Source organism: Streptococcus mitis, from assembly GCF_026782865.1.
In the GTDB taxonomy this organism is placed as follows: Bacteria; Bacillota; Bacilli; order Lactobacillales; family Streptococcaceae; genus Streptococcus; species Streptococcus mitis_CG.
Genome location: NZ_JAKUXK010000003.1, coordinates 222,448 through 247,579, shown reverse-complemented (window position 1 = coordinate 247,579; position 25,132 = coordinate 222,448). Strand labels below are relative to the sequence as shown.

Below are 25,132 nucleotides of genomic sequence, written 5' to 3'. Positions count from 1 at the left end.
CACATTCCGACGCTGAACGGTACAAAAAACAGTTCCATTACAATAGAACTGTTCTTGCACTTATTTAATTCTCAAACCAAAGAACAATTTCTCGCTTGGCTGACTCTTCTGAATCTGAACCATGTACAACATTTTGGATAGCTTGATTTTCACTAGCAGCTTTTGCAAAATCACCTCGAATAGTTCCTGGTAAAGCTTCTTCTGGACGAGTCGCACCCATCATAGTCCGCCAAGTTTCGATTACTTTGGGACCAGAAATGATACCTACAAGAACCGGTCCTGAAGTCATAAATTCACGAATCGGTGGGTAAAAACTTTGGCCAACCAAGTCCTGATAGTGCTGATCAATTAACTCTTCTGAAACCTTTGTACGCAACTCCAATTTTTCAATTATAAATCCACGTTGTTCGATGCGTTTCAACACTTCACCCACTAGCCCTCTTTTCACACCGTCTGGTTTGATGATAAAAAATGTTTGTTCCATACCCGTCTCCTTTGTCAGCTTCTTTCTTTTATTTTACCACATTTCATGGAAAAATGGAGAAAGTTTTCAGAAAAGAGAAAGAGAACCCGAAGGCTCTCTCATTCTCTTTTATTCTACTGTTTCTTCCACAGTTTCAACGGCAGTATCCACAACTACTTCTGTTGTTTCTTCATTCCCTTCTTCCTCTACTGGAGGATTAAGGTATTCTTCTTCGTTGACAGCTTGTGGTTCAAGGTTACGGTAACGGGCCATACCAGTACCAGCTGGGATGATCTTACCGATGATAACATTTTCTTTAAGTCCAAGGAGATGGTCTTTCTTACCACGGATAGCCGCGTCAGTAAGGACACGAGTTGTTTCCTGGAAGGAAGCCGCTGACAAGAAACTGTTGGTTTCAAGTGAGGCTTTGGTAATTCCCATAAGGACTGGGCGACCTGTCGCTGGAACTCCACCTGCGATAAGGACATCTTTGTTAGCATCTGTAAAATCATTGATATCCATAAGGGTACCCATGAGAAGGTCTGTATCTCCTGGATCCATGACACGGACTTTACGGATCATTTGACGAACCATTACCTCGATGTGTTTGTCACCGATTTCTACCCCTTGGCTACGGTAAACTTTTTGTACTTCACCGAGAAGATAAGTTTCAACTGACAAGACATCACGAACTGCAAGGAGACGTTTTGGTTGGATAGAACCTTCTGTAAGAGCAGCACCACGCGCTACTTGGTCTCCAACTTCAACACGCATACGAGCGGTAAATGGAACGACATATTCCCCTTCTCCAGTTTCACCCTTAACAAAGACTTTCTTGGTACGAGTTGATGCATCTTCTTCGATAGCTGTAACTTGTCCTTTAACCTCTGTGATAACCGCTTCCCCTTTAGGATTGCGGGCTTCAAAGATTTCTTGGACACGAGGAAGACCCTGAGTGATATCGGTATTTGAGGCAACCCCACCCGTGTGGAAGGTACGCATTGTAAGCTGTGTACCAGGTTCTCCGATAGATTGGGCAGCGATTGTACCAACTGCTTCACCAACTTCAACCGCATCACCAGTCGCTAAGTTGATACCGTAACAGTGACGGCAGACACCGTGACGAGTGTTACATGTAAATACAGAGCGGATAGTCACTTCTTCCACACCAGCGTTGACAATTTCACGCGCCTTGTCTTCTGTAATCAACTCATTTGGACCGATGATCACTGCACCAGTTTCTGGATGTTTAACGGTTTTCTTAGTGTAACGACCGTTGAGACGCTCTTCGAGAGACTCGATCATCTCTTTTCCTTCTGCGATAGAGCGGATCAAGAGACCACGGTCAGTTCCACAGTCGTCCTCACGGATGATAACGTCTTGGGCAACGTCAACCAAACGACGAGTCAAGTAACCTGAGTCGGCTGTCTTAAGGGCCGTATCGGTCATACCTTTACGCGCACCGTGAGTTGAGAAGAACATTTCGAGTACTGACAAACCTTCGCGGAAGTTTGAAAGGATTGGCAATTCCATGATACGTCCATTCGGAGCAGCCATCAGACCACGCATACCGGCAAGCTGTGAGAAGTTTGAGATGTTACCACGGGCTCCAGAGTCCATCATCATAACGATTGGGTTCTTCGGATCTTGGTTGGCAATCAAGCGTTTCTCAAGTTTTTCACGGGCAGCACGCCATTCAGCTGTAACGGAATTGTAACGCTCGTCGTCTGTGATCATACCACGACGGAATTGTTTTGTGATTTGTTCTACACGTTTGTGTGATTCTTCAATGATTTCAGCCTTGTCATCAACGACTGGGATATCGGCGATACCCACTGTCAATCCTGCAAGAGTTGAGTGGTGGTAACCGAGGTTCTTCATGCGGTCAAGTAGGGCAGAAGTTTCTGTCGTACGGAAACGTTTGAAGATTTCAGCGATGATATTTCCAAGGTTTTTCTTCTTGAATGGAGGGTTAAGTTCAAGTTTGCTGATAGCATCCTTGATATCTCCACCAAGTGGCAAGAAGTATTTGGCTGGAACGCCTTCTGTCAAGTTGGCATTGTTTGGTTCTTGCAAGTATGGTAGCCCCTCTGGCATGATGTCGTTGAAGAGGATTTTACCAACTGTTGTGAGCAAGACCTTATGTTTTTGCTCTTCTGTCCATGGTTTGTTAAGACTGTCTGTTGCGATACCAACACGTGAGTGGAGGTGAACATAACCATTACGGTAAGCCATAACCGCTTCGTCACGGTCTTTGAAGACCATTCCTTCACCTTCACGACCAGCTTCTTCCATGGTCAAGTAGTAGTTACCCAAAACCATGTCCTGAGACGGAGTAACAACTGGTTTACCATCTTTCGGGTTCAAGATGTGCTCAGCAGCTAGCATCAAGATACGAGCTTCTGCTTGGGCTTCTTCTGAAAGCGGTACGTGGATGGCCATTTGGTCCCCGTCAAAGTCGGCATTGTAGGCTTCACAGACAAGCGGGTGCAAGCGAAGGGCCTTACCATCAATCAAGACTGGCTCGAAGGCTTGGATACCCAAACGGTGAAGGGTCGGTGCGCGGTTCAAAAGCACTGGGTGTTCTTTAATCACTTCTTCAAGAATATCCCAGATACGCTCATCTCCGCGTTCCACCAAGCGTTTAGCAGCTTTGACGTTTTGCACGATATCACGCGCAACGATTTCACGCATAACGAATGGTTTAAAGAGCTCGATTGCCATTTCACGTGGCACACCACATTGGTACATCTTAAGAGTTGGACCAACGGCGATAACTGAACGTCCTGAGAAGTCAACACGTTTACCAAGCAAGTTTTGACGGAAGCGTCCTTGTTTACCTTTAAGCATGTGGCTCAATGATTTCAGTGGACGGCTACCTGGTCCTGTGATTGGACGACCACGACGACCATTGTCAATCAAAGCGTCAACCGCTTCTTGAAGCATACGCTTCTCATTTTGAACGATGATACCTGGTGCATTCAACTCAAGCAAACGAGCCAAACGGTTGTTACGGTTGATAACACGGCGGTAAAGGTCGTTCAAGTCAGATGAGGCAAAACGACCACCATCCAACTGCAACATTGGACGAAGATCTGGTGGAATAACCGGAAGGATGTTGAGAATCATCCATTCAGGCTTGTTTCCAGACTTGTAAAAGGCATCCAAAACATCCAAACGACGGATGGCTTTGACACGTTTTTGTCCAGTCGCTGTTTTCAACTCTTCTTTGAGTTCAGCAATTTCTTTTTCAAGATCTACTTGTTTCAATAGGTCTTGGATGGCTTCGGCACCCATTTTGGCAACGAATGATCCATAACCATACTCACGCAAGCGCTCACGGTATTCGCGCTCTGTCATGATAGACTTGTGCTCAAGTGGTGTATCCTTTGGATCAATCACCACATAAGCCGCAAAGTAGATCACTTCCTCGAGGGCACGAGGGCTCATATCAAGGGTCAAGCCCATACGGCTTGGAATCCCCTTGAAGTACCAGATGTGAGATACAGGAGCTTTCAATTCGATATGTCCCATACGCTCACGACGAACTTTTGTACGCGTTACTTCAACCCCACAACGGTCACAAACAATTCCTCTGTAACGAATGCGTTTATACTTACCACAAGCACATTCCCAGTCTTTTGTAGGACCAAAGATAACTTCATCAAAGAGTCCTTCACGTTCTGGTTTCAAGGTACGGTAATTGATTGTTTCAGGTTTTTTGACTTCTCCATAAGACCATGAACGGACTTTGCTTGGAGAAGCTAGGGTGATTTGCATACTTTTAAAACGATTTACATCAACCACTATTTCTTCCCTTTCTATTCTAAGTGAACTGCTTATTCTTGTTCAGCAGCTTCTTCTGTTGCTTCCGCTTTTGCTTCTTTCTCAGCTTCTTCAGCTTCAAAGGCTGCTTTAGCCTCTTGTGCTGCTTTTTCGCGGGCTTTTTCAAGGTCATCTACGTGGATGACATCTTCGTCCATTCCTTCATCCAAGTCACGAAGTTCCACTTCTTGGTCATCTTCGTCTAGGACACGCATGTCAAGACCAAGAGATTGCAATTCTTTGACAAGAACTCGGAAGGATTCTGGAACACCTGGTTTTGGAATTGGTTTTCCTTTTGTAATGGCTTCATAAGCTTTCAGACGTCCATTGATATCGTCAGACTTGTAAGTCAAGATTTCTTGAAGGACATTTGATGCACCATAGGCTTCAAGAGCCCAAACCTCCATCTCACCAAAACGTTGTCCACCAAACTGAGCTTTACCTCCGAGTGGTTGTTGGGTAACGGTTGAGTAAGGTCCGACTGAACGCGCGTGCAATTTATCGTCAACCATGTGGTGGAGTTTGATCATGTACATGACTCCGACAGAAACACGGTTATCAAACGGTTCCCCAGTACGTCCATCGTAAAGAATCGTTTTGGCATCACTATCCATACCTGCTTCTTTAACAGTTGACCAAAGGTCTTCAGAACTTGCTCCGTCAAAGACTGGTGTTGCGATATGAATACCAAGAGTACGAGCCGCCATACCAAGGTGAAGCTCCATAACCTGACCGATATTCATACGTGATGGCACCCCAAGTGGGTTCAACATGATATCGACTGGAGTTCCATCTGGAAGGTAAGGCATGTCTTCTACAGGAACGATACGAGAGACAACCCCTTTGTTTCCGTGACGTCCGGCCATCTTATCTCCGACCTTGATCTTACGTTTTTGAGCGATGTAGACGCGAACCAGCATATTAACACCTGATTGCAATTCATCTCCATTTGCACGTGTAAAGATCTTAACATCACGAACGACACCATCGGCACCGTGTGGTACACGAAGAGAAGTGTCACGCACTTCACGAGACTTGTCTCCAAAGATAGCGTGCAAGAGACGTTCTTCAGCTGAAAGGTCTTTCTCACCCTTAGGTGTTACTTTACCTACAAGGATATCACCTTCTTTAACCTCAGCACCGATACGGATAATACCCATTTCGTCAAGGTCTTTAAGAGCGTCTTCCCCAACGTTTGGAATTTCACGAGTAATTTCTTCAGGTCCAAGCTTTGTATCGCGTGTTTCTGATTCGTATTCTTCAAGGTGGACAGATGTGTAGACATCGTCTTTAACCAAGCGTTCGCTCATGATAACGGCATCCTCGAAGTTGTAACCTTCCCAAGTCATGTAGGCAACGATTGGGTTTTGTCCAAGCGCCATTTCTCCATTTTCCATAGAAGGTCCGTCAGCGATGAAATCGCCTTTTTCAACGACATCGCCAACTTTTACGAGAGTGCGTTGGTTGTAGGCAGTACCTGAGTTTGAACGACGGAATTTTTGGATGTGGTAAACATCCAATGAACCATCTTCACGACGAACTTCTACCTTGTCAGCATCTGCGTAAGTAACTTTACCATCATACTGAGCAATCACAGCAGCTCCTGAATCGTGGGCTGCTTGATATTCCATACCAGTACCAACGTAAGGTGCTTTAGGATTAATCAATGGTACAGCCTGACGTTGCATGTTAGCCCCCATGAGGGCACGGTTGGAGTCATCGTTTTCCAAGAAAGGAATACATGCTGTCGCAACAGCAACTACCTGTTTTGGTGATACGTCCATGTAGTCAACAACATTAGCTGGATACTCTTGGTTGACCCCTTGGTGACGACCCATGACAACTTTTTCAGCAAATGTTCCATCTTCATTCAGACGAGAATTAGCCTGTGCTACAGTAAATTCATCTTCTTCATCGGCTGTCAACCAAACGATTTCGTTCGTGACAACACCTGTTTCACGGTCAACCTTACGGTATGGTGTTTGAACAAAACCATACTTGTTCAAATGTCCGTAAGATGACAAGTTATTGATCAAACCGATGTTAGGTCCTTCAGGGGTCTCGATTGGACACATACGGCCGTAGTGAGTGTAGTGCACGTCACGTACTTCATATCCAGCGCGGTCACGTGTCAAACCACCAGGTCCTAAGGCTGATAAACGACGTTTGTGAGACAACTCAGAAAGCGGGTTGTGTTGGTCCATGAACTGTGACAACTGTGATGAACCAAAGAATTCTTTAACCGCAGCTGTTACAGGACGGATATTGATAATTTGTTGTGGTGTCAAGACTTCGTTGTCCTGAACAGACATACGTTCACGGACATTACGTTCCATACGAGAAAGTCCAAGACGTACTTGGTTGGCAAGCAATTCACCAACCGCACGGATACGACGGTTTCCAAGGTGGTCAATATCATCTACACGGCCAAGCCCTTCAGCCAAGTTGAGGAAGTAGCTCATCTCAGCAAGGATATCTGCAGGAGTTACGATACGAACCTTGTCATCTGGATTGGCATTACCGATGATGGTTACAACACGGTCTGGATCAGTTGGTGCAACAACCTTGAATTTTTGAAGAACAACTGGCTCAGTCACAACCGCTGCATCATTTGGAATGTAAACAATCTTGTTCAAGTCGCCATCCAAATGGCTTTCAATACTTTCAATCACGCTACGAGTCATGATTGTTCCAGCTTCTACCAAGATTTCTCCTGTTTCAGGGTCTACCAATGGCTCAGCAATAGTTTGGTTGAGCAAACGTGTTTTAACATTGAGTTTTTTATTGATTTTGTAACGACCGACAGCTGCCAAGTCATAACGACGTGGGTCAAAGAAACGAGCCACAAGCAAGCTACGTGAGCTTTCAGCAGTCTTAGGCTCACCTGGACGAAGGCGTTCGTAAATTTCTTTCAAAGCTTCGTCTGTACGAGAGTCCATTGGGTTCTTATGGATATCTTTTTCAACAGTGTTGCGAACCAATTCGCTATCACCAAAGATATCAAAGATTTCATCATCACCTGAGAAACCAAGAGCACGAACCAAGGTCGTAAATGGAATCTTACGAGTACGGTCGATACGAGTGTAGGCGATATCTTTTGAGTCGCTTTCAAGTTCCAACCAAGCTCCACGGTTAGGGATAACAGTTGAACCGTAGCCCACTTTACCGTTTTTATCAACTTTATCGTTGAAGTAAACACCTGGTGAGCGGACCAACTGAGATACAATGATACGTTCACCACCATTGATGATGAAAGTACCCATTTCTGTCATGATTGGGAAATCACCAAAGAATACTTCTTGAGTCTTGATTTCGCCTGTTTCTTTATTGATCAAGCGGAAGGTTACAAAAATTGGTGCTGAGTAGCTAGCATCGTGGATACGAGCTTCTTCTAGCGTGTATTTTGGTTCCTTGATTTCATATCCAACAAATTCCAACTCCATTGTGTCTGTGAAGTTTGAAATTGGCAATACATCTTCAAACACTTCCTTAAGACCATGGTCTAGGAAATCTTTGAATGAGTCAGTTTGAATTTCAATCAAATTTGGTAAGTCAAGAACTTCTTTGATTCTTGAAAAACTACGACGGGTACGATGTTTCCCGTATTGAACGTCATGTCCTGCCAAGATGATTCTCCTTTGTAAATAAGTTCCAAGCCCTGTCGATCAGGCTTTTCTAATCGTCATATGGTTTTTAAAACCCCTATCACCGTGTCCCTTTGATGAATTTTCAGAATCTTTAAATCTTTGTTACAAACATACAAAATCCTGAAAAAAAGCACAAAAAGAGCAGCTAAATCTGACTTTTTCAGAAGATTTAACTGCTGTGAGCCTTGTCTGGACAATATTTCAGACAAAACCTACGACAAATGATTATTCATATTATACCCTATTTAGCTAGATTTTTCAAGGGGATTGATGAATTTTTGACAAAATCTTTTCCTATAAAAAATTAAATTCAACAATCACTTTGCAAACTTCATTTTCGGTTCAATCGTTCAATAAAAATATAGTAAATTACGATTTTCCTATTTTATCCTAGGTTGTTTTTCTTGACTTTACCAGGCCTTTCTTTTAATATATATGTATAAATATATAGGGGGGTTATGATGAATATCTTGCTGTCTAAAACTGAACAAGACTTGCTATTCTTACTGGAAGAATTAACCAAACACCACGATTGGATAGAAATTCCAGACTTGGCTGAGAAGCTGAATTTTTCAATAGAAGAATTGCAAGAGCACATTTTTGAGCTTGAGCAATTATTTCCAAACCTCCTGCTTCAATCAAGAAAAAAAGGCATTCAGTTGCAGTTTGACTTCCAAAACACCTTGGATCCCAGGATTGCGATTTTTAAACAATCTGAAACCTACTCCTTTTTGAACCAGTTGTTTTTCAATGAGGGACAATCACTCGAGCAAATGTGTCAAGAACTTGTGATGAGCTGCGAACGAGTTCAGGAAATCATCCAGCATCTAAATACTAAACTGCCACAACATTATGGCATCAGCATCCAACTTTCCCCTTTAGTCATGGAGGGAACAGAAGAGGACATTCGTGCCTTTTATCTAGACTACTTTAGCCAAAGTTACGACTTTCTTGATTGGCCCTTCCCTTCTATTTCTGAAGAATCACTCACTCACTTGATTCAGCTATTTTTGGACGCCCAACAAGTTTCACCCAACCTCAGTAGCTTACGGCAAATCAAATATACCCTGGCTATCAATCTAGAGCGTTTTAACAAGAATCATTTCATTGAAAATCCTACTCCTCTTTTAACCAGTCACTACAGCTCCCTTATGCAGATTCCGCAGTTTGAAGAAAATATTAAGAAGATAGCTAAAAAACTTCATTTTGAACCGAAAAAGGAGACGCTAGAACAGATATTTTCAAATCCAGTAAAGTCTCCTCAAATCACAAACAATCCTAGCAATGGAGCACTGGGTAATATTCATCATATCCAAAAATCCTACCGTTTATTGAGGCAAATCCTAGAAGAACTAGCTAAAGAATTTCACCTACAGATTGAAAATCGCGAGGAATTGATTTGGCTCCTCCACTACACTGCCCAATCTGATTTCTTTCATTTACTCAGTAACCAGTATCTCGACAGACAGAAATCCCAAATTTTAAGCAGTTATCAAGTAGAATTTCCAAAACTATTTGAAATAAGTCAGCACAAATTCCAATCTTACCTGACTGAGATGGAGCTAAACAGTAAGTCAAGTAAGCTACAAGAGATGATCTACACCTTCACGATCCAAGGGCATCGGATTTTAGTCCAACTGCTTCAAAAACTTCCCAAAATACGTGTTTTGGTTATTAGTCATCTGGATAGCCATCACGCACAAAACCTAATCGATACCCTAACTCACTACAGCAACAATCTCTATCTATTTGATTCTTGGGAAGATTCTACAATTTCTTTCTCCATTCTCAATCAAATTCCTCACGATATTGTTATCACTACCTTTCCTGTCACAAACTCTCCGAAACCACTTATCTACAGTCGTAACTTCTCTACTTCAGAATTATTTCATCACCTCCACCTTCTGGCTTCTCAAATTCATAAAGAAAGACTGGCTAAATCGTAACAAAATTTGTTACGATTTTCTTTTAGTTTAACTTTAGGAAAACGCTTGCATGTTTTTTTACTAAGTGCTATACTGATATAGAAATTTATTGATTGGAGAATGATTATGAGAAAAACACCATCTCACACTGAGAAAAAAATGGTTTACAGCATCCGTTCCCTCAAGAATGGAACTGGTTCTGTACTTATCGGCGCAAGCCTTGTTCTGCTTGCCATGGCTATACCAACTATTTCAGCCAACGAAAATACTACAAGCAATAAGGGAACTAGTAATGAAACTACTACTGTCCTTGCCCAACCTCTTACTGATACAACAACGAGCTCTGGTAAGAAGGAAAGTGATATTTCTTCGCCTAAAAATGCAAACGCTTCCCCAGAAAAAACAGAAGAAAAACCTGCAACAGAGGCACCCACTCCTACTGCAACTCCCGCCGATTCAGCACCACAAACCGGGAAAGATCGTTCCAATGAGCCAACTACTTCTACGAGTCCAGTAACGACTGAAACTAAGGCAGAAGAGCCAATAGAAGACAACTACTTCCGTATCCATGTCAAAAAACTTCCTGAAGAAAACAAGGATGCTCAAGGACTATGGACTTGGGATGATGTTGAAAAACCTTCTGAAAACTGGCCTAACGGAGCCTTGTCCTTCAAGGATGCCAAAAAAGATGACTATGGCTACTACCTAGATGTCAAATTAAAGGGAGAACAAGCCAAGAAAATCAGCTTCCTCATCAATAATACAGCTGGAAAAAATCTGACCGGCGATAAATCGGCCGAAAAACTAGTTCCAAAAATGAACGAGGCTTGGTTAAACCAAGATTACAAGGTTTTCTCTTACGAGCCACAACCTACAGGAACTATTCGTGTCAACTACTACCGCACAGATGGCAACTATGACAAGAAATCTCTCTGGTACTGGGGAGATGTGAAGGAGCCAAGTAGTGGTGAATGGCCTAACGGAACAGACTTTACGGCTACAGGTAAATACGGTCGCTATATCGATATTCCACTCAAAGATGCAGCTAAAGACCTTGGATTTTTATTACTAGACAGAAACAAACAAGGAGACGATGTGAAAATCCGTAAAGAAGATTATAAGTTCACAGATTTAAAAAATCATAGCCAAATTTTCCTAAAAGACGATGATGAATCGATTTACACAAATCCATACTATGTCCATGATATCCGCATGACAGGGGCTCAGCACGTAGGAACTTCTAGCATTGAAAGTAGCTTTTCAACACTAGTCGGTACTAAAAAAGAAGATAGCCTCAAACACTCCAACATCACTAATCACCTAGGAAACAAGATAACTATCACCGATGTTGCAATCGATGAAGCTGGTAAGAAAGTGACCTACAGCGGAGATTTCTCAGACACACAACATCCTTATACCGTGAGCTACAATTCCGACCAATTTACTACCAAAACAAGCTGGCGTCTGAAAGATGAGACTTACAGTTATGATGGCAAACTTGGAGCTGACCTAAAAGAAGAAGGAAAACAAGTTGATTTAACTCTTTGGTCACCAAGTGCTGATAAGGTTTCTGTCGTTGTCTATGACAAGAATAACCCTGAAAAAGTGGTTGGAACTGTCGCTCTTGAAAAAGGTGAAAAAGGAACCTGGAAACAAACTCTGAATGAAAACTCTGGTCTCGGCATCAGCAACTACACTGGCTACTACTACCACTACCAAATCGAGCGCCAAGGTAAAACTGTTCTTGCACTCGATCCTTACGCTAAATCCCTCGCTGCTTGGAATAGTGACGATGCTAAGATTGACGATGCCCATAAAGTGGCTAAAGCCGCCTTTGTAGATCCAGCTAAACTAGGACCTCAAGACTTGACTTATGGTAAGATTCGCAACTTCAAATCGCGCGAAGATGCTGTCATCTATGAAGCTCATGTGCGTGACTTCACTTCAGATCCTGCCATTGCAAAAGACTTGACAAAACCATTTGGTACCTTTGAAGCCTTTATTGAAAAACTAGACTATCTCAAAGACTTAGGTGTGACCCACATCCAGCTCCTTCCAGTCTTGTCTTACTACTTTGTCAATGAATTGAAAAACCATGAACGCTTGTCTGACTATGCTTCAAGCAACAGCAACTACAACTGGGGATATGACCCTCAAAACTACTTCTCATTGACTGGTATGTACTCAAGCAATCCTAAGAATCCAGAAAAACGAATCGCAGAATTCAAAAATCTCATCAACGAGATCCACAAACGTGGCATGGGAGCCATCCTTGATGTCGTTTATAACCACACAGCCAAAGTCGATATCTTTGAAGACCTAGAGCCAAACTACTATCACTTTATGGATGCTGATGGGACACCTCGCACTAGCTTTGGTGGTGGACGCTTGGGAACAACCCACCATATGACCAAACGACTCCTAGTTGACTCTATCAAATATCTAGTTGATACCTACAAAGTGGATGGCTTCCGCTTCGATATGATGGGAGACCATGATGCAGCTTCTATTGAAGAAGCGTACAAGGCCGCACGCGCCCTCAATCCACACTTAATCATGCTTGGTGAAGGTTGGAGAACCTATGCTGGTGATGAAAATATGCCTACTAAAGCTGCTGACCAAGATTGGATGAAACATACCGATACTGTCGCTGTCTTCTCAGATGACATCCGTAACAACCTCAAGTCTGGTTATCCAAACGAAGGTCAACCTGCCTTTATCACAGGTGGCAAGCGTGATATCAACACCATCTTCAAAAATATCATTGCTCAACCAACCAACTTTGAAGCTGACAGCCCTGGAGATGTCATCCAATACATCGCAGCCCATGATAACTTGACCCTCTTTGACATCATCGCCCAATCTATCAAAAAAGATCCAAGCAAAGCTGAGAACTATGCTGAAATCCACCGTCGTTTGCGACTTGGAAATCTCATGGTCTTGACAGCTCAAGGAACTCCGTTTATCCACTCCGGTCAGGAATATGGACGTACTAAACAATTCCGTGACCCAGCCTACAAGACTCCAGTAGCAGAGGATAAGGTTCCAAACAAATCTCACTTGTTGCGTGATAAGGACGGCAATCCATTTGACTATCCTTACTTCATCCATGACTCTTACGATTCTAGCGATGCTATTAACAAGTTTGACTGGACCAAGGCTACAGATGGAAAAGCATATCCTGAAAATGTCAAGAGCCGTGACTATATGAAAGGTTTGATTGCCCTTCGTCAATCTACAGATGCCTTCCGACTTAAGAGTCTCCAAGATATCAAAGACCGTGTTCATCTCATCACTGTCCCAGGCCAAAATGGCGTGGAAAAAGAGGACGTAGTGATTGGCTACCAAATCACTGCTCCAAATGGAGACATCTATGCAGTTTTTGTCAATGCTGACGAAAAAGCTCGCGAATTTAATTTGGGAACTGCCTTTGCACATCTCAGAAATGCTGAAGTTTTAGCAGATGAAAACCAAGCAGGGCCAGTCGGAATTGCCAACCCGAAAGGACTTGAGTGGACTGAAAAAGGCTTGAAATTAAATGCCCTTACAGCTACTGTTCTTCGAGTCTCTCAAGGCGGTGCAATTGTCGCCCCAGCTGTGGAAGAAAAACCAGAATTTGACCTTTCTAGCTTAAAACAAGAACACGGTCAAAATAACAGCCAAGACAATATGTCAAACCGAGTAGTCAAACCGGAACAACAAACTCCAGCTCCACAAACTAAACCTGATTCTGCAAAATCAGATGCAAAAGTAGCTGATGCGGAAAATAAACCTAGCCAAGCTACAGCTGATTCACAAGCTGAACTACCAAATACAGGAACCAAAAATGATCACAAACTCCTGTTTGCAGGAATTAGTCTCCTTGCTCTTCTAGGTCTCGGGTTCTTGCTAAAAAACAAAAAAGAGAACTAAACTAGCCCTCCTATAGAACTATCCCCCAAGCCTTAACGCTCGGGGGATTGATTTTTGCACAATATTTGCCGTCATAATAAACTTGATTAGGATTTTTTATTAAGTCTCTTTCATGGCAAAATAAGCCCGTACTTTTGGAGCCACTTGCGTTCCGAAAAGTTCAATAGCTCTCAGGACTTGTTCATGAGGCATAGAACCAAGAGGTAGGTGCAACATAAAGCGGTCCAATCCTAAATCCTCAATCATGCGAATCAATTTTTCGGCCACCTGATCTGGATTGCCCACAAACATAGCACCATTTGGCCCTACCTGCTCCAAATATTGTTCATAGGTCAACTCCTGCCAGTGTGGACGGTCTTTGGAAATAGCATCCACCACTTGCTTGGTCGGATGGAAATAATCTTTTACAGCCTGCTTGCCATCTTCAGCAATCCAACCCCAAGAATGGGCCCCAACCTTTAGTTCCTGACTGGCATAACCCGCTTCGCTCCCAATCTCACGATAAGCCTGAATCAACTTTTTAAAATAACGAGGGTTACCACCAATAATGGCATAGACAATCGGTAGGCCTGCCTGAGCAATCTTCACTGTTGATTCGACATGACCACCTGTCGCTATCCACAAGGGTAATTTTTCCTGAACTGGACGAGGATAGACTTCTTTACCAGAGATTGTTTGGGTCAAGCGACCTTGCCAGTCTAACTTGGTCTTTTCATTGACTAACTGAAGCAAGTCTAATTTCTCATCAAAAAGGGCTTTGTAGTCTTTCAAATCATATCCAAACAAGGGAAAAGATTCCGTGAAGGAACCCCTCCCAGCCATAATCTCCGTACGTCCATTTGACAACGCATCGATGGTCGCATATTGTTGAAACAAACGAATAGGGTCCATACTAGAGAGAATGCTGACTGCACTGGTCAAACGGATTTTCTTGGTATTGACTGCCCCAGCGGCCAGAACAATCTCTGGGGCTGATACTGCAAAATCCTCTCGATGGTGCTCACCAATCCCATACACATCCAAACCAACCTTGTCAGCCAGCTCAATCTCCTCCACCAACTGGCGAATGCGTTCGGCATGACTGTAAGTCTGTCCAGTCCCTTCAAGCTCCGTTGTTTCCCCAAATGTTGAAATTCCCAATTCTACCATTTTGATACTCCCTGTCTATTTCTGTCCTTCAATTTGAAAAATTATTCTAACACGAATCTTGAGTACAAGCAACCGATTTGCTCACAAGAAAAAGCCTAGATAACTAGACTTTTTTAGCTTATTCTACCGTTACTGACTTAGCAAGGTTACGTGGTTTGTCCACATCAAGGCCACGGTGGAGTGTTGCAAAGTAAGCGACCAATTGCGTTGGCACAACCATTGAAATTGGTGAGAGGTATGGATGTACAGTCGTAAGGACGATATCGTCTGTATCTTTGGCAACATTTTCTTCTGCAATAGTGAGAACCTTGGCACCACGGGCTGCGACCTCTTGGATATTTCCACGAGTATGGTTGGCAAGGACTGGATCTGACAATAGGGCCAAGACAGGTGTTCCTTCTTCAATCAAGGCAATGGTTCCGTGCTTGAGTTCTCCTGCCGCAAAACCTTCACACTGGATATAAGAAATCTCTTTGAGTTTAAGGCTTGCTTCCATAGCTACGTAGTAATCTTGACCACGCCCGATGTAAAAGGCGTTGCGAGTTGTTTCAAGAAGCTCACGAACCTTGGCTTCAATGTTTTCTTTCTCTGAAAGAGTTGATTCGATAGACTGAGCTACGATTGACAACTCATGAACCAAGTCAAAGGCTTGCGCTTTAGCATTGCCATTTGCTTCTCCTACTGCTTTTGCAAGAAAAGCAAGGGCTGCAATTTGCGCTGTATAGGCCTTGGTTGATGCCACGGCAATTTCAGGACCTGCATGAAGAAGCATAGTATGATTAGCTTCACGAGAAAGAGTTGAACCTGGGACGTTTGTCACTGTCAAGCTTGGGATTCCCATTTCATTAGACTTAACCAAAACCTGACGGCTATCCGCTGTTTCACCAGACTGACTGATAAAGATGAAGAGTGGTTTCTTGCTGAGAAGTGGCATACCGTAGCCCCACTCAGATGAGATTCCAAGTTCAACTGGTGTATCTGTCAATTCTTCCAGCATTTTCTTAGAAGCAAATCCTGCGTGGTAAGATGTTCCAGCTGCAAGGATGTAAATACGGTCTGCGTCTTGAACGGCCTTAATGATAGCAGGATCAACCACTACTTGACCAGCCTCATCTGTGTAGGCTTGGATCAACTTACGCATCACTGTTGGTTGCTCATCTATTTCCTTGAGCATGTAGTAAGGGTAAGTTCCCTTACCGATATCTGACAAGTCAAGTTCAGCAGTGTAGCTAGCACGCTCACGACGATTTCCATCATAGTCTTGAACTTCCACACTATCAGCCTTGACGATTACCAACTCTTGGTCATGAATTTCCATGTATTGGTTGGTTTCACGAATCATAGCCATAGCATCTGAGCAGACCATGTTATAACCTTCACCAAGACCAATCAAGAGTGGTGATTTATTCTTAGCCACATAGATGACTTCAGGATCTTGTGAGTCAACCAAGGCAAAGGCATAAGAACCACGGATAATATGAAGAGCTTTTTTGAAGGCTTCAAGAACTGAGAGACCTTCTTCTTCCGCAAATTTTCCAATCAAGTGAACGGCGATTTCCGTATCTGTTTGCCCTTTGAAATGGTGACCTGCAAGGTATTCTTCCTTGATTTCAAGGTAGTTCTCAATCACCCCGTTGTGCACCAAGACAAAACGTTCAGTCTCAGAGCGGTGTGGGTGAGCATTGTCTTCAGTTGGTTTCCCGTGAGTTGCCCAACGAGTATGTCCGATACCAGTTGTTCCCTCAACACCAGCTGTCTTTGCAGACAATTCTGCAATACGACCAACCGCCTTGACTAGATGGTTTTCAGCACCACCTAGGACAAAAATCCCCGCAGAATCATAGCCACGGTATTCGAGCTTTTCAAGCCCTTGAATCAAAATATCAGTTGCATTTGTGTTTCCAACAACACCAACAATTCCACACATAGTATATACGACACAGGCAAGCTGTGCTTTCTCCTTAAAATTGGTATAGTCTAATTCCTCTTTTATAGAATCAGCAAAAACAGTATATACTTGTTTCTTTCACTTGTCAAGAGTAAAAATTGGTATAGTTCAAATTACTCTCCTGTAAGCAAAAGACTCTGACCAATTAGGATAATCAGTCAGAGTCCTTTTTAAAATCCATTATTATCGCTTAATTCCTTGAACCAGTGCCCTGATTTCTTCAGACGACGTTCTTGCGTTTCCAAGTCTAATTCGACCAAGCCATAGCGATTTTTATAGCTGTTAAGCCATGACCAGCAATCGATAAAGGTCCAGATTAAGTATCCTTTACAGTTAGCTCCATCTTCAATAGCACGGTGCAGTTCACGAAGATGACCTTTTACAAAATCAATACGATAATCATCTTGAATCATTCCATTCTCACGGAATTTTTCTTCCCCTTCAACACCCATACCATTCTCTGTCAACATCCACTCAATATTGCCATAATTTTCCTTGATATTTTGGGAAATGTCATAAATCCCTTGCTCATAAATCTCCCAGCCACGATGAGGATTGATTTTACGTCCAGGCATCACATAAGGCTCGTAAAAATGTTCTGGCAAAAGAGGACTCTCTGGATTCTTAGCAAATCGAGGAGCCATAACACGTAAAGGTTGATAGTAGTTGACACCAAGGAAGTCCACCGTATTATCACGAATGAGCTCCAACTCCTCCTCTGTAGCATCAGGCAAGAGACCGTATTCATGCAAGATTTCTACCAACTCCTGTGGATAAGTCCCCAAAACAGACGGATCTAAGAAAGATTGGGCCTGAAAAAGGTCCGCAATACGAGCAGCCTTGACATCAGCAGGATGCTGGCTACGTGGATAAGCCGGTGTCAAGTTGAGGACAATCCCAATCTTGGAATCAGGCAAAAGTTCATGACAAGCCTTGACAGCACGACTGCTGGCCAATTGTGTATGATAAGCTACTTTAACTGCTGCCTCTGCATCCACCTTATGTGGATAATGGGCATCGTAAAAATAGCCAAACTCTACAGGAACGATGGGCTCGTTAAAGGTAATCCATTGATCCACTAAATCTCCATAAGTCTCAAAACAAAAACGAGCATAGTCTTCATAGGATGAGACAGTCGCCTTATTTTCCCAACCATCACCAGCTTCTTGAAGAGCAAAAGGCAAATCAAAATGATAAAGATTCACTAAAAGACGAATACCTTTAGCCTTAATAGCCTCAAAGACCTTACGGTAAAAGTCTACACCTTGAGGATTGACTTCCCCACGCCCTTGTGGAAAAATCCGTGACCACTGAATAGAAGTCCGAAAGGCCGTGTGACCAGTTTCTAACAGTAGCTCAATATCCTTTTCCCAGTTTTCATAAAAGGTCGATGTCTTATCTGGACCAATTCCATTATAGTAGCGATTTGGCTCCACTTGGTACCAATAATCCCAGAGATTATCTCCCTTACCGTCACCAGCTATACGTCCTTCTGTCTGCGGCCCAGAAGTAGAGGATCCCCAGACAAAATCCTTTGGAAATCTTAGCATACATTTACCTCTTTATCTACTCATTTTTCCCATTATACAGAAAAAACAAGGTAAAAACTAGTTACATTTTTTCCTTGTTTTTCTTCTGATTATAGTTTTTATTTCTTGCTGAGAATTTCAAGCGTTTCAAGCAAGTTATCTGCATGAACTTCGATGGTGTCACCAGTCGCTTTAATCTTCACTTCTACGATGCCATCGGCCGCTTTTTTACCAATAGTAATACGGATTGGTAATCCAATCAAGTCGCTATCGCTGAATTTGACTCCGACACGTTCATTACGGTCGTCTGTCAAGACTTCGTAACCTGCTCCCATCAAGCTTGCTTCAAGTTTTTCTGTCAAGGCTTGCGCTTCTTCATCCTTGACATTGACAGTGATCAAGTGAACATCAAATGGCGCCAATTCTTTAGGGAAGTTGATTCCCCAAGCGTAACGGTATTCACCTTTTGGTGTTTTGTTAACAAAGAGGCGAGCGTGTTGCTCCATCACTGCTGAAAGTAGACGGCTGACACCGATACCATATGAACCCATAATGATTGGTACAGCACGGCCATTTTCATCCAAGACATCTGCTCCCATGCTTGCTGAGTAACGAGTACCGAGTTTAAAGATGTGACCAATTTCGATACCACGCGCAAAGTTAAGGACACCTTGTCCGTCTGGAGAAATTTCACCCTCACGAACTTCACGGATATCCACATATTCTGCAGTAAAGTCACGACCTGGGTTCACACCAGTCAAGTGATAGCCATCTTCGTTAGCACCCACAACTGCATTATGGACATCTTGCACCTTACGATCTGCAATGATTTTAACATTCTCTGGCAAACCAACTGGGCCAAGTGAACCAAATCCTGCTTGAACAAGATTCGCCACTTCTTCTTCGCTAGCAACGTCAAAGAAATCTGCTCCCAAGTAGTTTTTCAACTTGACTTCGTTGAGTTGGTCATTTCCAACTAGAAGGGTTGCAACAAGCTCACCATCTGCCATGTAAAAGAGAGTTTTGATTGTTTGTTCTTCTGGAACATTGAGGAAGGCTGCAACTTCATCAATTGATTTAACATCTGGTGTTGCAACACGAGTCACTTCTTCTTCAGCGACAACACGGTTGCTTGGTTTGTACTCATTTGTTGCCATTTCCAAGTTAGCCGCATAACTAGACTCACTTGAGTAGGCAATAGTATCTTCACCAGAAACCATCCACTTAAGCAATTCTGCCTTAATCTCTTCTTGCACTTCTGTAGGAATTTCATCAAATGAGGCAACTGACTTGTCCAAGACAACCCAGCGGTCAAGGTCTGTACGAGCAGGTGTAATGGCCATAAATTCTTGGCTGTCCTTACCACCCATGGCTCCACCGTCACCGATGATAGCCTTGAAGTCTAAACCACTACGAGTGAAAATACGCTCATAGGCAGCCTTGTATTCATCATAAGTTACATCTAAGCTATCATAATTAGAGTGGAAGCTATAACCGTCTTTCATAATAAACTCACGCGTACGTAGAAGTCCATTACGTGGGCGTTTCTCATCACGATACTTAGGCTGGATTTGATAAAGGTTAAGTGGTAATTGCTTGTAAGACTTAACAGAATCACGAACAATAGTTGTAAAGGTTTCTTCGTGAGTTGGGCCTAGGATAAAGTCTGATTTTTCGCGGTTTTTTAGTTTGTAAAGGTCTTCACCATAAGTTTCGTAACGACCTGATTCGCGCCACAACTCTGCACTGAGAAGGGCTGGAGCCAACATCTCAACGGCACCAATCTTGTCGAATTCTTGGCGCATGATGTTTTTAGCTTTTTCAATCACACGGTTGGCAAGTGGTAAGTAAGAATAAACACCTGCAGATACTTGACGAACATAACCAGCGCGCAACATAAGAGCATGGCTGATAACTTGAGCATCACTTGGCATTTCGCGAAGCGTTGGGATAAGCATTTTACTTTGTTTCATAATATTCCTCGATTATCTAAAAAAGAGTCGCATGATGTCATTCCAAGTCACAGCAATCATCAAGACAACCATGATGACCACTCCGGCCAAGGTGACATAGGTTTCAATTTCTTGTTTTAATGGTTTACGGCGAATGGCTTCCAGGATATTGAGCACAATCTTACCACCATCCAGGGCTGGAATCGGAATAAGATTAAAAATCCCAATATTGATGGAAATCATTGCCAAGAAGTACAAGACATTCTCAATTCCATTTTTAGCAGCATCACTACTTTCCTTAAAGATAGCAACAGGTCCACCTAGCTTGTTCAAATCCGGTTGAAAAATCAGATTTTTCAGAGCTGAGAGAATTCGGAGAGCTGAGTCAGCAGCAGTTGTAAAACCACCTACAAACATGGATAGAAAATCTGACTTAATCCCCGGTTGAACACCTAGAAGGTAACGGCCTTGACTTTCTTCCGGAGTAACAGTGACTTGTTTGTCACTACCATTTTCAGAAATAGTCACATCCAAGGTCGGGGCCGTCTTATCTTTGGTTTCTGATTCCACAGCCTGAATCAAACTTTCCCAGTTGCTAATTTCATGTGAGCCGATCTTGGTAATCTGAGCTGTTTCTGGCACTCCTACCTTAGCTAAGGCTCCTTGGGGCATGACATGGAACTGGTTGGTATCAACATCTCTGACACCACCCTGCATGAAGATTAAAATCCAGAAAACAACGACACCTAAGATAAAGTTGTTCATGGGGCCTGCAAAGTTAGTAATGAGTTTCCCCCAGATAGTCGCATTTTGATATTGAACATCTAAAGGTGCAATCCGAACCTCAGTTCCATCTGCTTCCACAACCGTTGCGTCGTGATCCACTGCAAATGTTTTTTCTTCTTCCAGAACCAGTCCTTTGATAAAGAGCTTGTCTTCAAAGTCAAATTGGGTCACCTGCATAGGAAGAGCTGTTTGATCCAATTTTTTACCTGAGAGATTGATGCGTTTAACCTTACCATCATCAGTAAGCGTCAAACTGACAGGAGTTCCTGTCTTGATTTCAGTTGTATCATCACCCCAACCGGCCATGCGAACGTAGCCTCCCAGAGGCAAGATGCGAATGGTATAGGCCGTTCCATCCTTGCCAATATGAGCAAAGATCTTGGGTCCCATGCCAATGGCAAATTCACGCACTAGAATCCCTGATTTCTTGGCAAAGTAGAAGTGTCCGAACTCGTGCACCACTACAATAATCCCAAAAACCAGAATAAAGGTTAAAATTCCGAGCATAGTATTTCCTCCGTCTTTTGATTAAAAGAGTCCAAACAAGTGCATAATTGGAAATACAAGCAACATACTATCAAAACGATCCAAAACACCACCATGTCCAGGAATAAATTTCCCAGAATCCTTGACACCAAAGTGACGCTTGATCGAACTTTCTAATAAATCACCAAATTGTCCAGCAATGCTAAAGAAAATAGCAAAGACTGACATCTTGTAAATTCCATACGGAAGAGCAACTGTACTGTCAACTATCATAAAGATAATAGTTACTAAAATCGCACCTAAAATACCACCCAAGGCACCCTCAAAGGTTTTATTTGGAGAAACTGTCGGAGCTAACTTTCGTTTACCATAGTTCATCCCAACAAGATAGGCACCACTGTCTGTCGCCCAGACGATACACAAGGCTAATAGTGCCTTATCTAACCCTGCAATTCTAGCATCTAATAGAGCATTAAAACCAAAGCCCACGTAGAAACTCATAGCAAGAGGGAAAACCGCATCCTCAATCGTATACGACTTGCTAAACACAGTCGTTCCTAACATGATTGAAATCAAAACACTATAGGCAACCACATTCCCATCAACTGGCAAAAAAGTCAGGTAATTCTCCAAGGGAATGGTCAAGGCAAAGGTTGCAAAGAGGGTCAAGAGGCCCTCCATCGTCATGGTCTCTAGACCTCTCATCTTCAAAAGTTCATGCATGGCTAGCATGGCTATGATTCCAATTGCTATCTGAAGCAAGAGTCCCCCAATCATTAAAATCGGTAGGAAAATAGCCAGTGCAATCCCTGCAAACAAGGTTCTTTTCTGTAAATCCTGTGTCATATTTCCTCCTAAACTCCTCCAAATCGGCGATGACGACGATTGTAGGCAAGAATGGCTTCCTGCAAGGCCGCCTCGTCAAAATCAGGCCACAAGGTGTCCGTAAAATAGAGCTCACTATAGGCTCCCTGCCATGGAAGGAAATTGCTCAAACGCAATTCTCCACTAGTACGGATAATCAAGTCTGGATCTCGTAACTCCTTAGGCAAATGCTGGGTAAAAAGATAATTACCAATCAATTCCTCTGTGATGTCACCTGGGTTGATTTTGGCATCTAACACATCCTGAGAAATCAACTTAAGAGCCTGTGTAATCTCAGCACGTCCACCATAGTTGAGGGCAAAATTAAGAATTAATCCTGTGTTGTTCTTGGTTAATTCCTCAGCCTTGGTCAGAGCTTCAAAGGTTTGCTTAGGCAGGCGGTCCGTTTCCCCAATCATTTGAATCTTAACATTATTCGCATGCAATTCCGGGACATAATTATCATAAAACTCTACTGGCAAGTTCATGATGAACTTGACTTCCTGATCTGGACGGGTCCAGTTTTCCGTAGAAAAAGCATAGACCGTAATAACCTTAACGCCTAGTTTGTTGGCTGCCTTGGTTACAGTTTGCAATGCTTCCATGCCCGCCTTGTGTCCAAAAACTCGCGGTTGCATACGTTTCTTAGCCCAACGGCCATTGCCATCCATGATGATGCCGATATGAGCGGGAACCTGTGTCGGAACCTCTACTTCCACAGCCTTATCTTTCTTAAAAAATCCAAACATGATCTTATTCCTATTCAAAAATCTATCGTTTCATTATACCATATTTCCCTATTTTCTTCTATCACTAAGCTATTTATACTCTTCGAAAATCAAATTCAAACCACGTCAGCTTCACCTTGCCGTACTCAAGTACAGCCTGCGGCTAGCTTCCTAGTTTGCTCTTTGATTTTCATTGAGTATTATTCTCAGGCACAAAGCCCATTTCCAAAAAAATAAGCCGCCTGATTGGGCGACTTTATTTTTTATAGGGAGATTATTATGAAAAAGTTTTAGGAGTTTAAGTTAAGGTCTTCTTAACTTATGAACTTAGTATACACTTCCTAGCTTAAAGTTTCCTTAAGTATTTTTAAAAATCAAATTTTTCCATTTCTCCTGCCAATTTTTCTTGGATAAACGTGTTTGATAGAGTTCCATTCGGTCTTCATTTTCTAAGAAATGAGGAGTTGGACGAACTTGAAAATTCAAAATATCCTCCAAACCATAAGGTGCATAGAGTTCAAAATCTGATTCTTCATTCAAGCGTAGTCCAACAGCCGTACATCGTTCTGGATACTTACTCATAGCATCACGAGAACTGGTATAGGGAGAAGTGTGAGGACTGTGCTGGTGCATATAGACCTGATTTTTCAACTCCCACTGGTACTGAGGAAAGTCCTCTCGCAGTTTTTTCTCTAGGGACAAGGTTTCCTCGTAAGAAATATCTGGATCAAAGAAAATTACATCTACATCTGTTTCACAGTCAAAAGGGGATTTGTCTGACAAGAGATTCCAGATAAAATTTCTGACAGAACCTGCTGCCAACCAGGAATCTGTCAACTCCAAGTTTCGGATGATAGTCAAAATAGCCATCATATCCGGATTTTCTCTGAAAGAGTCTAAAATTTCAGCCTTATTTTTCAATATATTCATACCCTAAATGCTCATATGCCTTAGCAGTCGCCACCCGCCCAGACCGTGTCCGCATGATAAAACCTTTTTGAATCAAGTAGGGCTCATACATGTCTTCAACTGTCTCACGCTCTTCTGCTATGTTAACAGAAAGAGTTCCTAGACCAACAGGACCACCACCGTACATCTCAATCATGGTGCGAAGGATTTTCTGGTCCACATAGTCCAGACCTTCATGGTCAACATCCAGCATAGTCAAAGCCTTATCAGTAATAAGATCATCGATAACCCCATTCCCCATAATCTGGGCAAAATCGCGCACGCGTTTGAGGAGACGATTGGCAATACGAGGGGTTCCACGACTACGTAGGGCTAATTCAGATGCTGCCTCATGAGTGATTTCCATCTCAAAAATATCTGCCGTCCGCTCAACAATTTCCGTCAAGTCAGCATGGGCATAATACTCCATGTGACCTGTAATTCCAAAACGTGCCCGTAGCGGATTTGAGAGCATACCAGCCCGAGTCGTCGCACCAATCAAAGTGAAAGGTGGCAACTCCAAATGAACACTGCGACTGCCTTCACCAGCCCCAATCATGATATCAATGTAGAAGTCCTCCATAGCACTATAAAGCACCTCTTCCACCGACATGGGCAAACGATGAATCTCATCAATAAAGAGAACATCCCCAGGCTCTAAGTCATTCAAAATCGCTACCAAATCCCCAGCTTTTTCAATGACTGGACCCGAAGTCTGCTTGAGATTTACTCCCAGTTCGTTGGCAATTACAAAAGCCATGGTCGTTTTTCCCAAGCCTGGAGGGCCAAATAAAAGCACATGATCCAGCGCTTCATCCCGCATTTTGGCAGCTTCTATAAAGATTTGAAGCTGGTCCTTGACTTTATCCTGCCCAATATATTCACGTAAATACTGAGGACGGAGCGTGCGTTCCACTAACTCCTCATCCCCCATTATCTCATTATCTAAAATTCTACTCATGGCTCTATT

Annotated in this window: 14 protein-coding genes; 2 read left to right on the top strand and 12 right to left on the bottom strand. The window is 42.9% G+C overall.

Features of this window, described 5'->3' with window-relative positions:
• Positions 1-64 precede the first annotated feature (64 nt).
• The 3 genes from ndk to rpoB form a co-directional block, all read right to left on the bottom strand.
• Positions 65-484, bottom strand: a complete 420-nt coding sequence (gene ndk, locus MK482_RS01885) for a nucleoside-diphosphate kinase (RefSeq protein WP_268717814.1) — start codon at positions 482-484, stop codon at positions 65-67.
• Between the two features lie 108 nt (positions 485-592).
• The gene (gene rpoC / locus MK482_RS01880) at positions 593-4,270 is read right to left on the bottom strand and encodes a DNA-directed RNA polymerase subunit beta' (RefSeq protein ID WP_268717813.1); all 3,678 of its coding nucleotides are present in this window, start codon (positions 4,268-4,270) and stop codon (positions 593-595) included.
• A 32-nt stretch (positions 4,271-4,302) separates the two neighbouring features.
• A complete protein-coding gene (rpoB, locus tag MK482_RS01875; protein WP_125392890.1) occupies positions 4,303-7,914 on the bottom strand; it encodes a DNA-directed RNA polymerase subunit beta in 3,612 nt (1,203 codons plus the stop codon).
• A 482-nt stretch (positions 7,915-8,396) separates the two neighbouring features.
• On the opposite strand from rpoB, the gene MK482_RS01870 reads away from it, so the two are divergent.
• Together MK482_RS01870 and MK482_RS01865 are read left to right on the top strand one after the other, a co-directional pair.
• Positions 8,397-9,881: a M protein trans-acting positive regulator PRD domain-containing protein gene (locus MK482_RS01870; protein WP_268717851.1), complete on the top strand. Its 1,485-nt coding sequence runs from the start codon at positions 8,397-8,399 to the stop codon at positions 9,879-9,881.
• A 105-nt stretch (positions 9,882-9,986) separates the two neighbouring features.
• On the top strand, positions 9,987-13,772 hold the full coding sequence (locus MK482_RS01865; protein WP_268717812.1) for a pullulanase: 3,786 nt from the start codon (positions 9,987-9,989) through the stop codon (positions 13,770-13,772).
• A gap of 99 nt (positions 13,773-13,871) precedes the next feature.
• On the opposite strand, the gene MK482_RS01860 is transcribed toward MK482_RS01865, so the two are convergent.
• From MK482_RS01860 to ruvB, 9 genes are all read right to left on the bottom strand, one after another.
• On the bottom strand, positions 13,872-14,921 hold the full coding sequence (locus MK482_RS01860) for an LLM class flavin-dependent oxidoreductase (RefSeq protein WP_268717811.1): 1,050 nt from the start codon (positions 14,919-14,921) through the stop codon (positions 13,872-13,874).
• Positions 14,922-15,039: 118 nt separating this feature from the next.
• Positions 15,040-16,848, bottom strand: coding sequence for a glutamine--fructose-6-phosphate transaminase (isomerizing) (gene glmS, locus MK482_RS01855; RefSeq protein ID WP_261087221.1), 1,809 nt, complete (start codon positions 16,846-16,848; stop codon positions 15,040-15,042).
• A gap of 191 nt (positions 16,849-17,039) precedes the next feature.
• Positions 17,040-18,419, bottom strand: a complete 1,380-nt coding sequence (gene bglA, locus MK482_RS01850; protein ID WP_261087220.1) for a 6-phospho-beta-glucosidase — start codon at positions 18,417-18,419, stop codon at positions 17,040-17,042.
• A 98-nt stretch (positions 18,420-18,517) separates the two neighbouring features.
• Positions 18,518-20,371, bottom strand: a complete 1,854-nt coding sequence (locus MK482_RS01845) for a proline--tRNA ligase (RefSeq protein ID WP_268717810.1) — start codon at positions 20,369-20,371, stop codon at positions 18,518-18,520.
• Between the two features lie 12 nt (positions 20,372-20,383).
• Positions 20,384-21,643 carry an RIP metalloprotease RseP gene (gene rseP / locus MK482_RS01840; RefSeq protein WP_268717809.1) on the bottom strand — a complete coding sequence of 420 codons (1,260 nt, stop codon included), beginning with the start codon at positions 21,641-21,643 and terminating at the stop codon, positions 20,384-20,386.
• Between the two features lie 21 nt (positions 21,644-21,664).
• Complete coding sequence (locus MK482_RS01835; RefSeq protein WP_049524343.1) at positions 21,665-22,468, bottom strand: phosphatidate cytidylyltransferase; 804 nt, start codon at positions 22,466-22,468, stop codon at positions 21,665-21,667.
• Positions 22,469-22,476: 8 nt separating this feature from the next.
• Positions 22,477-23,235: an isoprenyl transferase gene (locus MK482_RS01830; protein ID WP_000466722.1), complete on the bottom strand. Its 759-nt coding sequence runs from the start codon at positions 23,233-23,235 to the stop codon at positions 22,477-22,479.
• A gap of 336 nt (positions 23,236-23,571) precedes the next feature.
• Complete coding sequence (locus tag MK482_RS01825) at positions 23,572-24,144, bottom strand: nucleotidyltransferase family protein (RefSeq protein ID WP_268717808.1); 573 nt, start codon at positions 24,142-24,144, stop codon at positions 23,572-23,574.
• Positions 24,125-25,123, bottom strand: coding sequence for a Holliday junction branch migration DNA helicase RuvB (ruvB, locus tag MK482_RS01820; RefSeq protein WP_025169652.1), 999 nt, complete (start codon positions 25,121-25,123; stop codon positions 24,125-24,127). The genes MK482_RS01825 and ruvB overlap by 20 nt, the downstream gene beginning before the upstream one ends.
• Positions 25,124-25,132: the final 9 nt, after the last annotated feature.

Excerpts from the sequence above, each read along its gene's own strand:
- ndk (WP_268717814.1), bottom strand. The coding sequence starts at position 484 with ATGGAACAAACATTTTTTATCATCAAACCAGACGGTGTGAAAAGAGGG.
- MK482_RS01860 (WP_268717811.1), bottom strand. The coding sequence starts at position 14,921 with ATGGTAGAATTGGGAATTTCAACATTTGGGGAAACAACGGAGCTTGAA.
- rseP (WP_268717809.1), bottom strand. The coding sequence starts at position 21,643 with ATGCTCGGAATTTTAACCTTTATTCTGGTTTTTGGGATTATTGTAGTG.
- bglA (WP_261087220.1), bottom strand. The coding sequence starts at position 18,419 with ATGCTAAGATTTCCAAAGGATTTTGTCTGGGGATCCTCTACTTCTGGG.
- MK482_RS01865 (WP_268717812.1), top strand. The coding sequence starts at position 9,987 with ATGAGAAAAACACCATCTCACACTGAGAAAAAAATGGTTTACAGCATC.
- MK482_RS01830 (WP_000466722.1), bottom strand. The coding sequence starts at position 23,235 with ATGTTTGGATTTTTTAAGAAAGATAAGGCTGTGGAAGTAGAGGTTCCG.
- MK482_RS01825 (WP_268717808.1), bottom strand. The coding sequence starts at position 24,144 with ATGAATATATTGAAAAATAAGGCTGAAATTTTAGACTCTTTCAGAGAA.
- MK482_RS01870 (WP_268717851.1), top strand. The coding sequence starts at position 8,397 with ATGAATATCTTGCTGTCTAAAACTGAACAAGACTTGCTATTCTTACTG.
- MK482_RS01835 (WP_049524343.1), bottom strand. The coding sequence starts at position 22,468 with ATGACACAGGATTTACAGAAAAGAACCTTGTTTGCAGGGATTGCACTG.
- ruvB (WP_025169652.1), bottom strand. The coding sequence starts at position 25,123 with ATGAGTAGAATTTTAGATAATGAGATAATGGGGGATGAGGAGTTAGTG.
- glmS (WP_261087221.1), bottom strand. The coding sequence starts at position 16,848 with ATGTGTGGAATTGTTGGTGTTGTTGGAAACACAAATGCAACTGATATT.
- MK482_RS01845 (WP_268717810.1), bottom strand. The coding sequence starts at position 20,371 with ATGAAACAAAGTAAAATGCTTATCCCAACGCTTCGCGAAATGCCAAGT.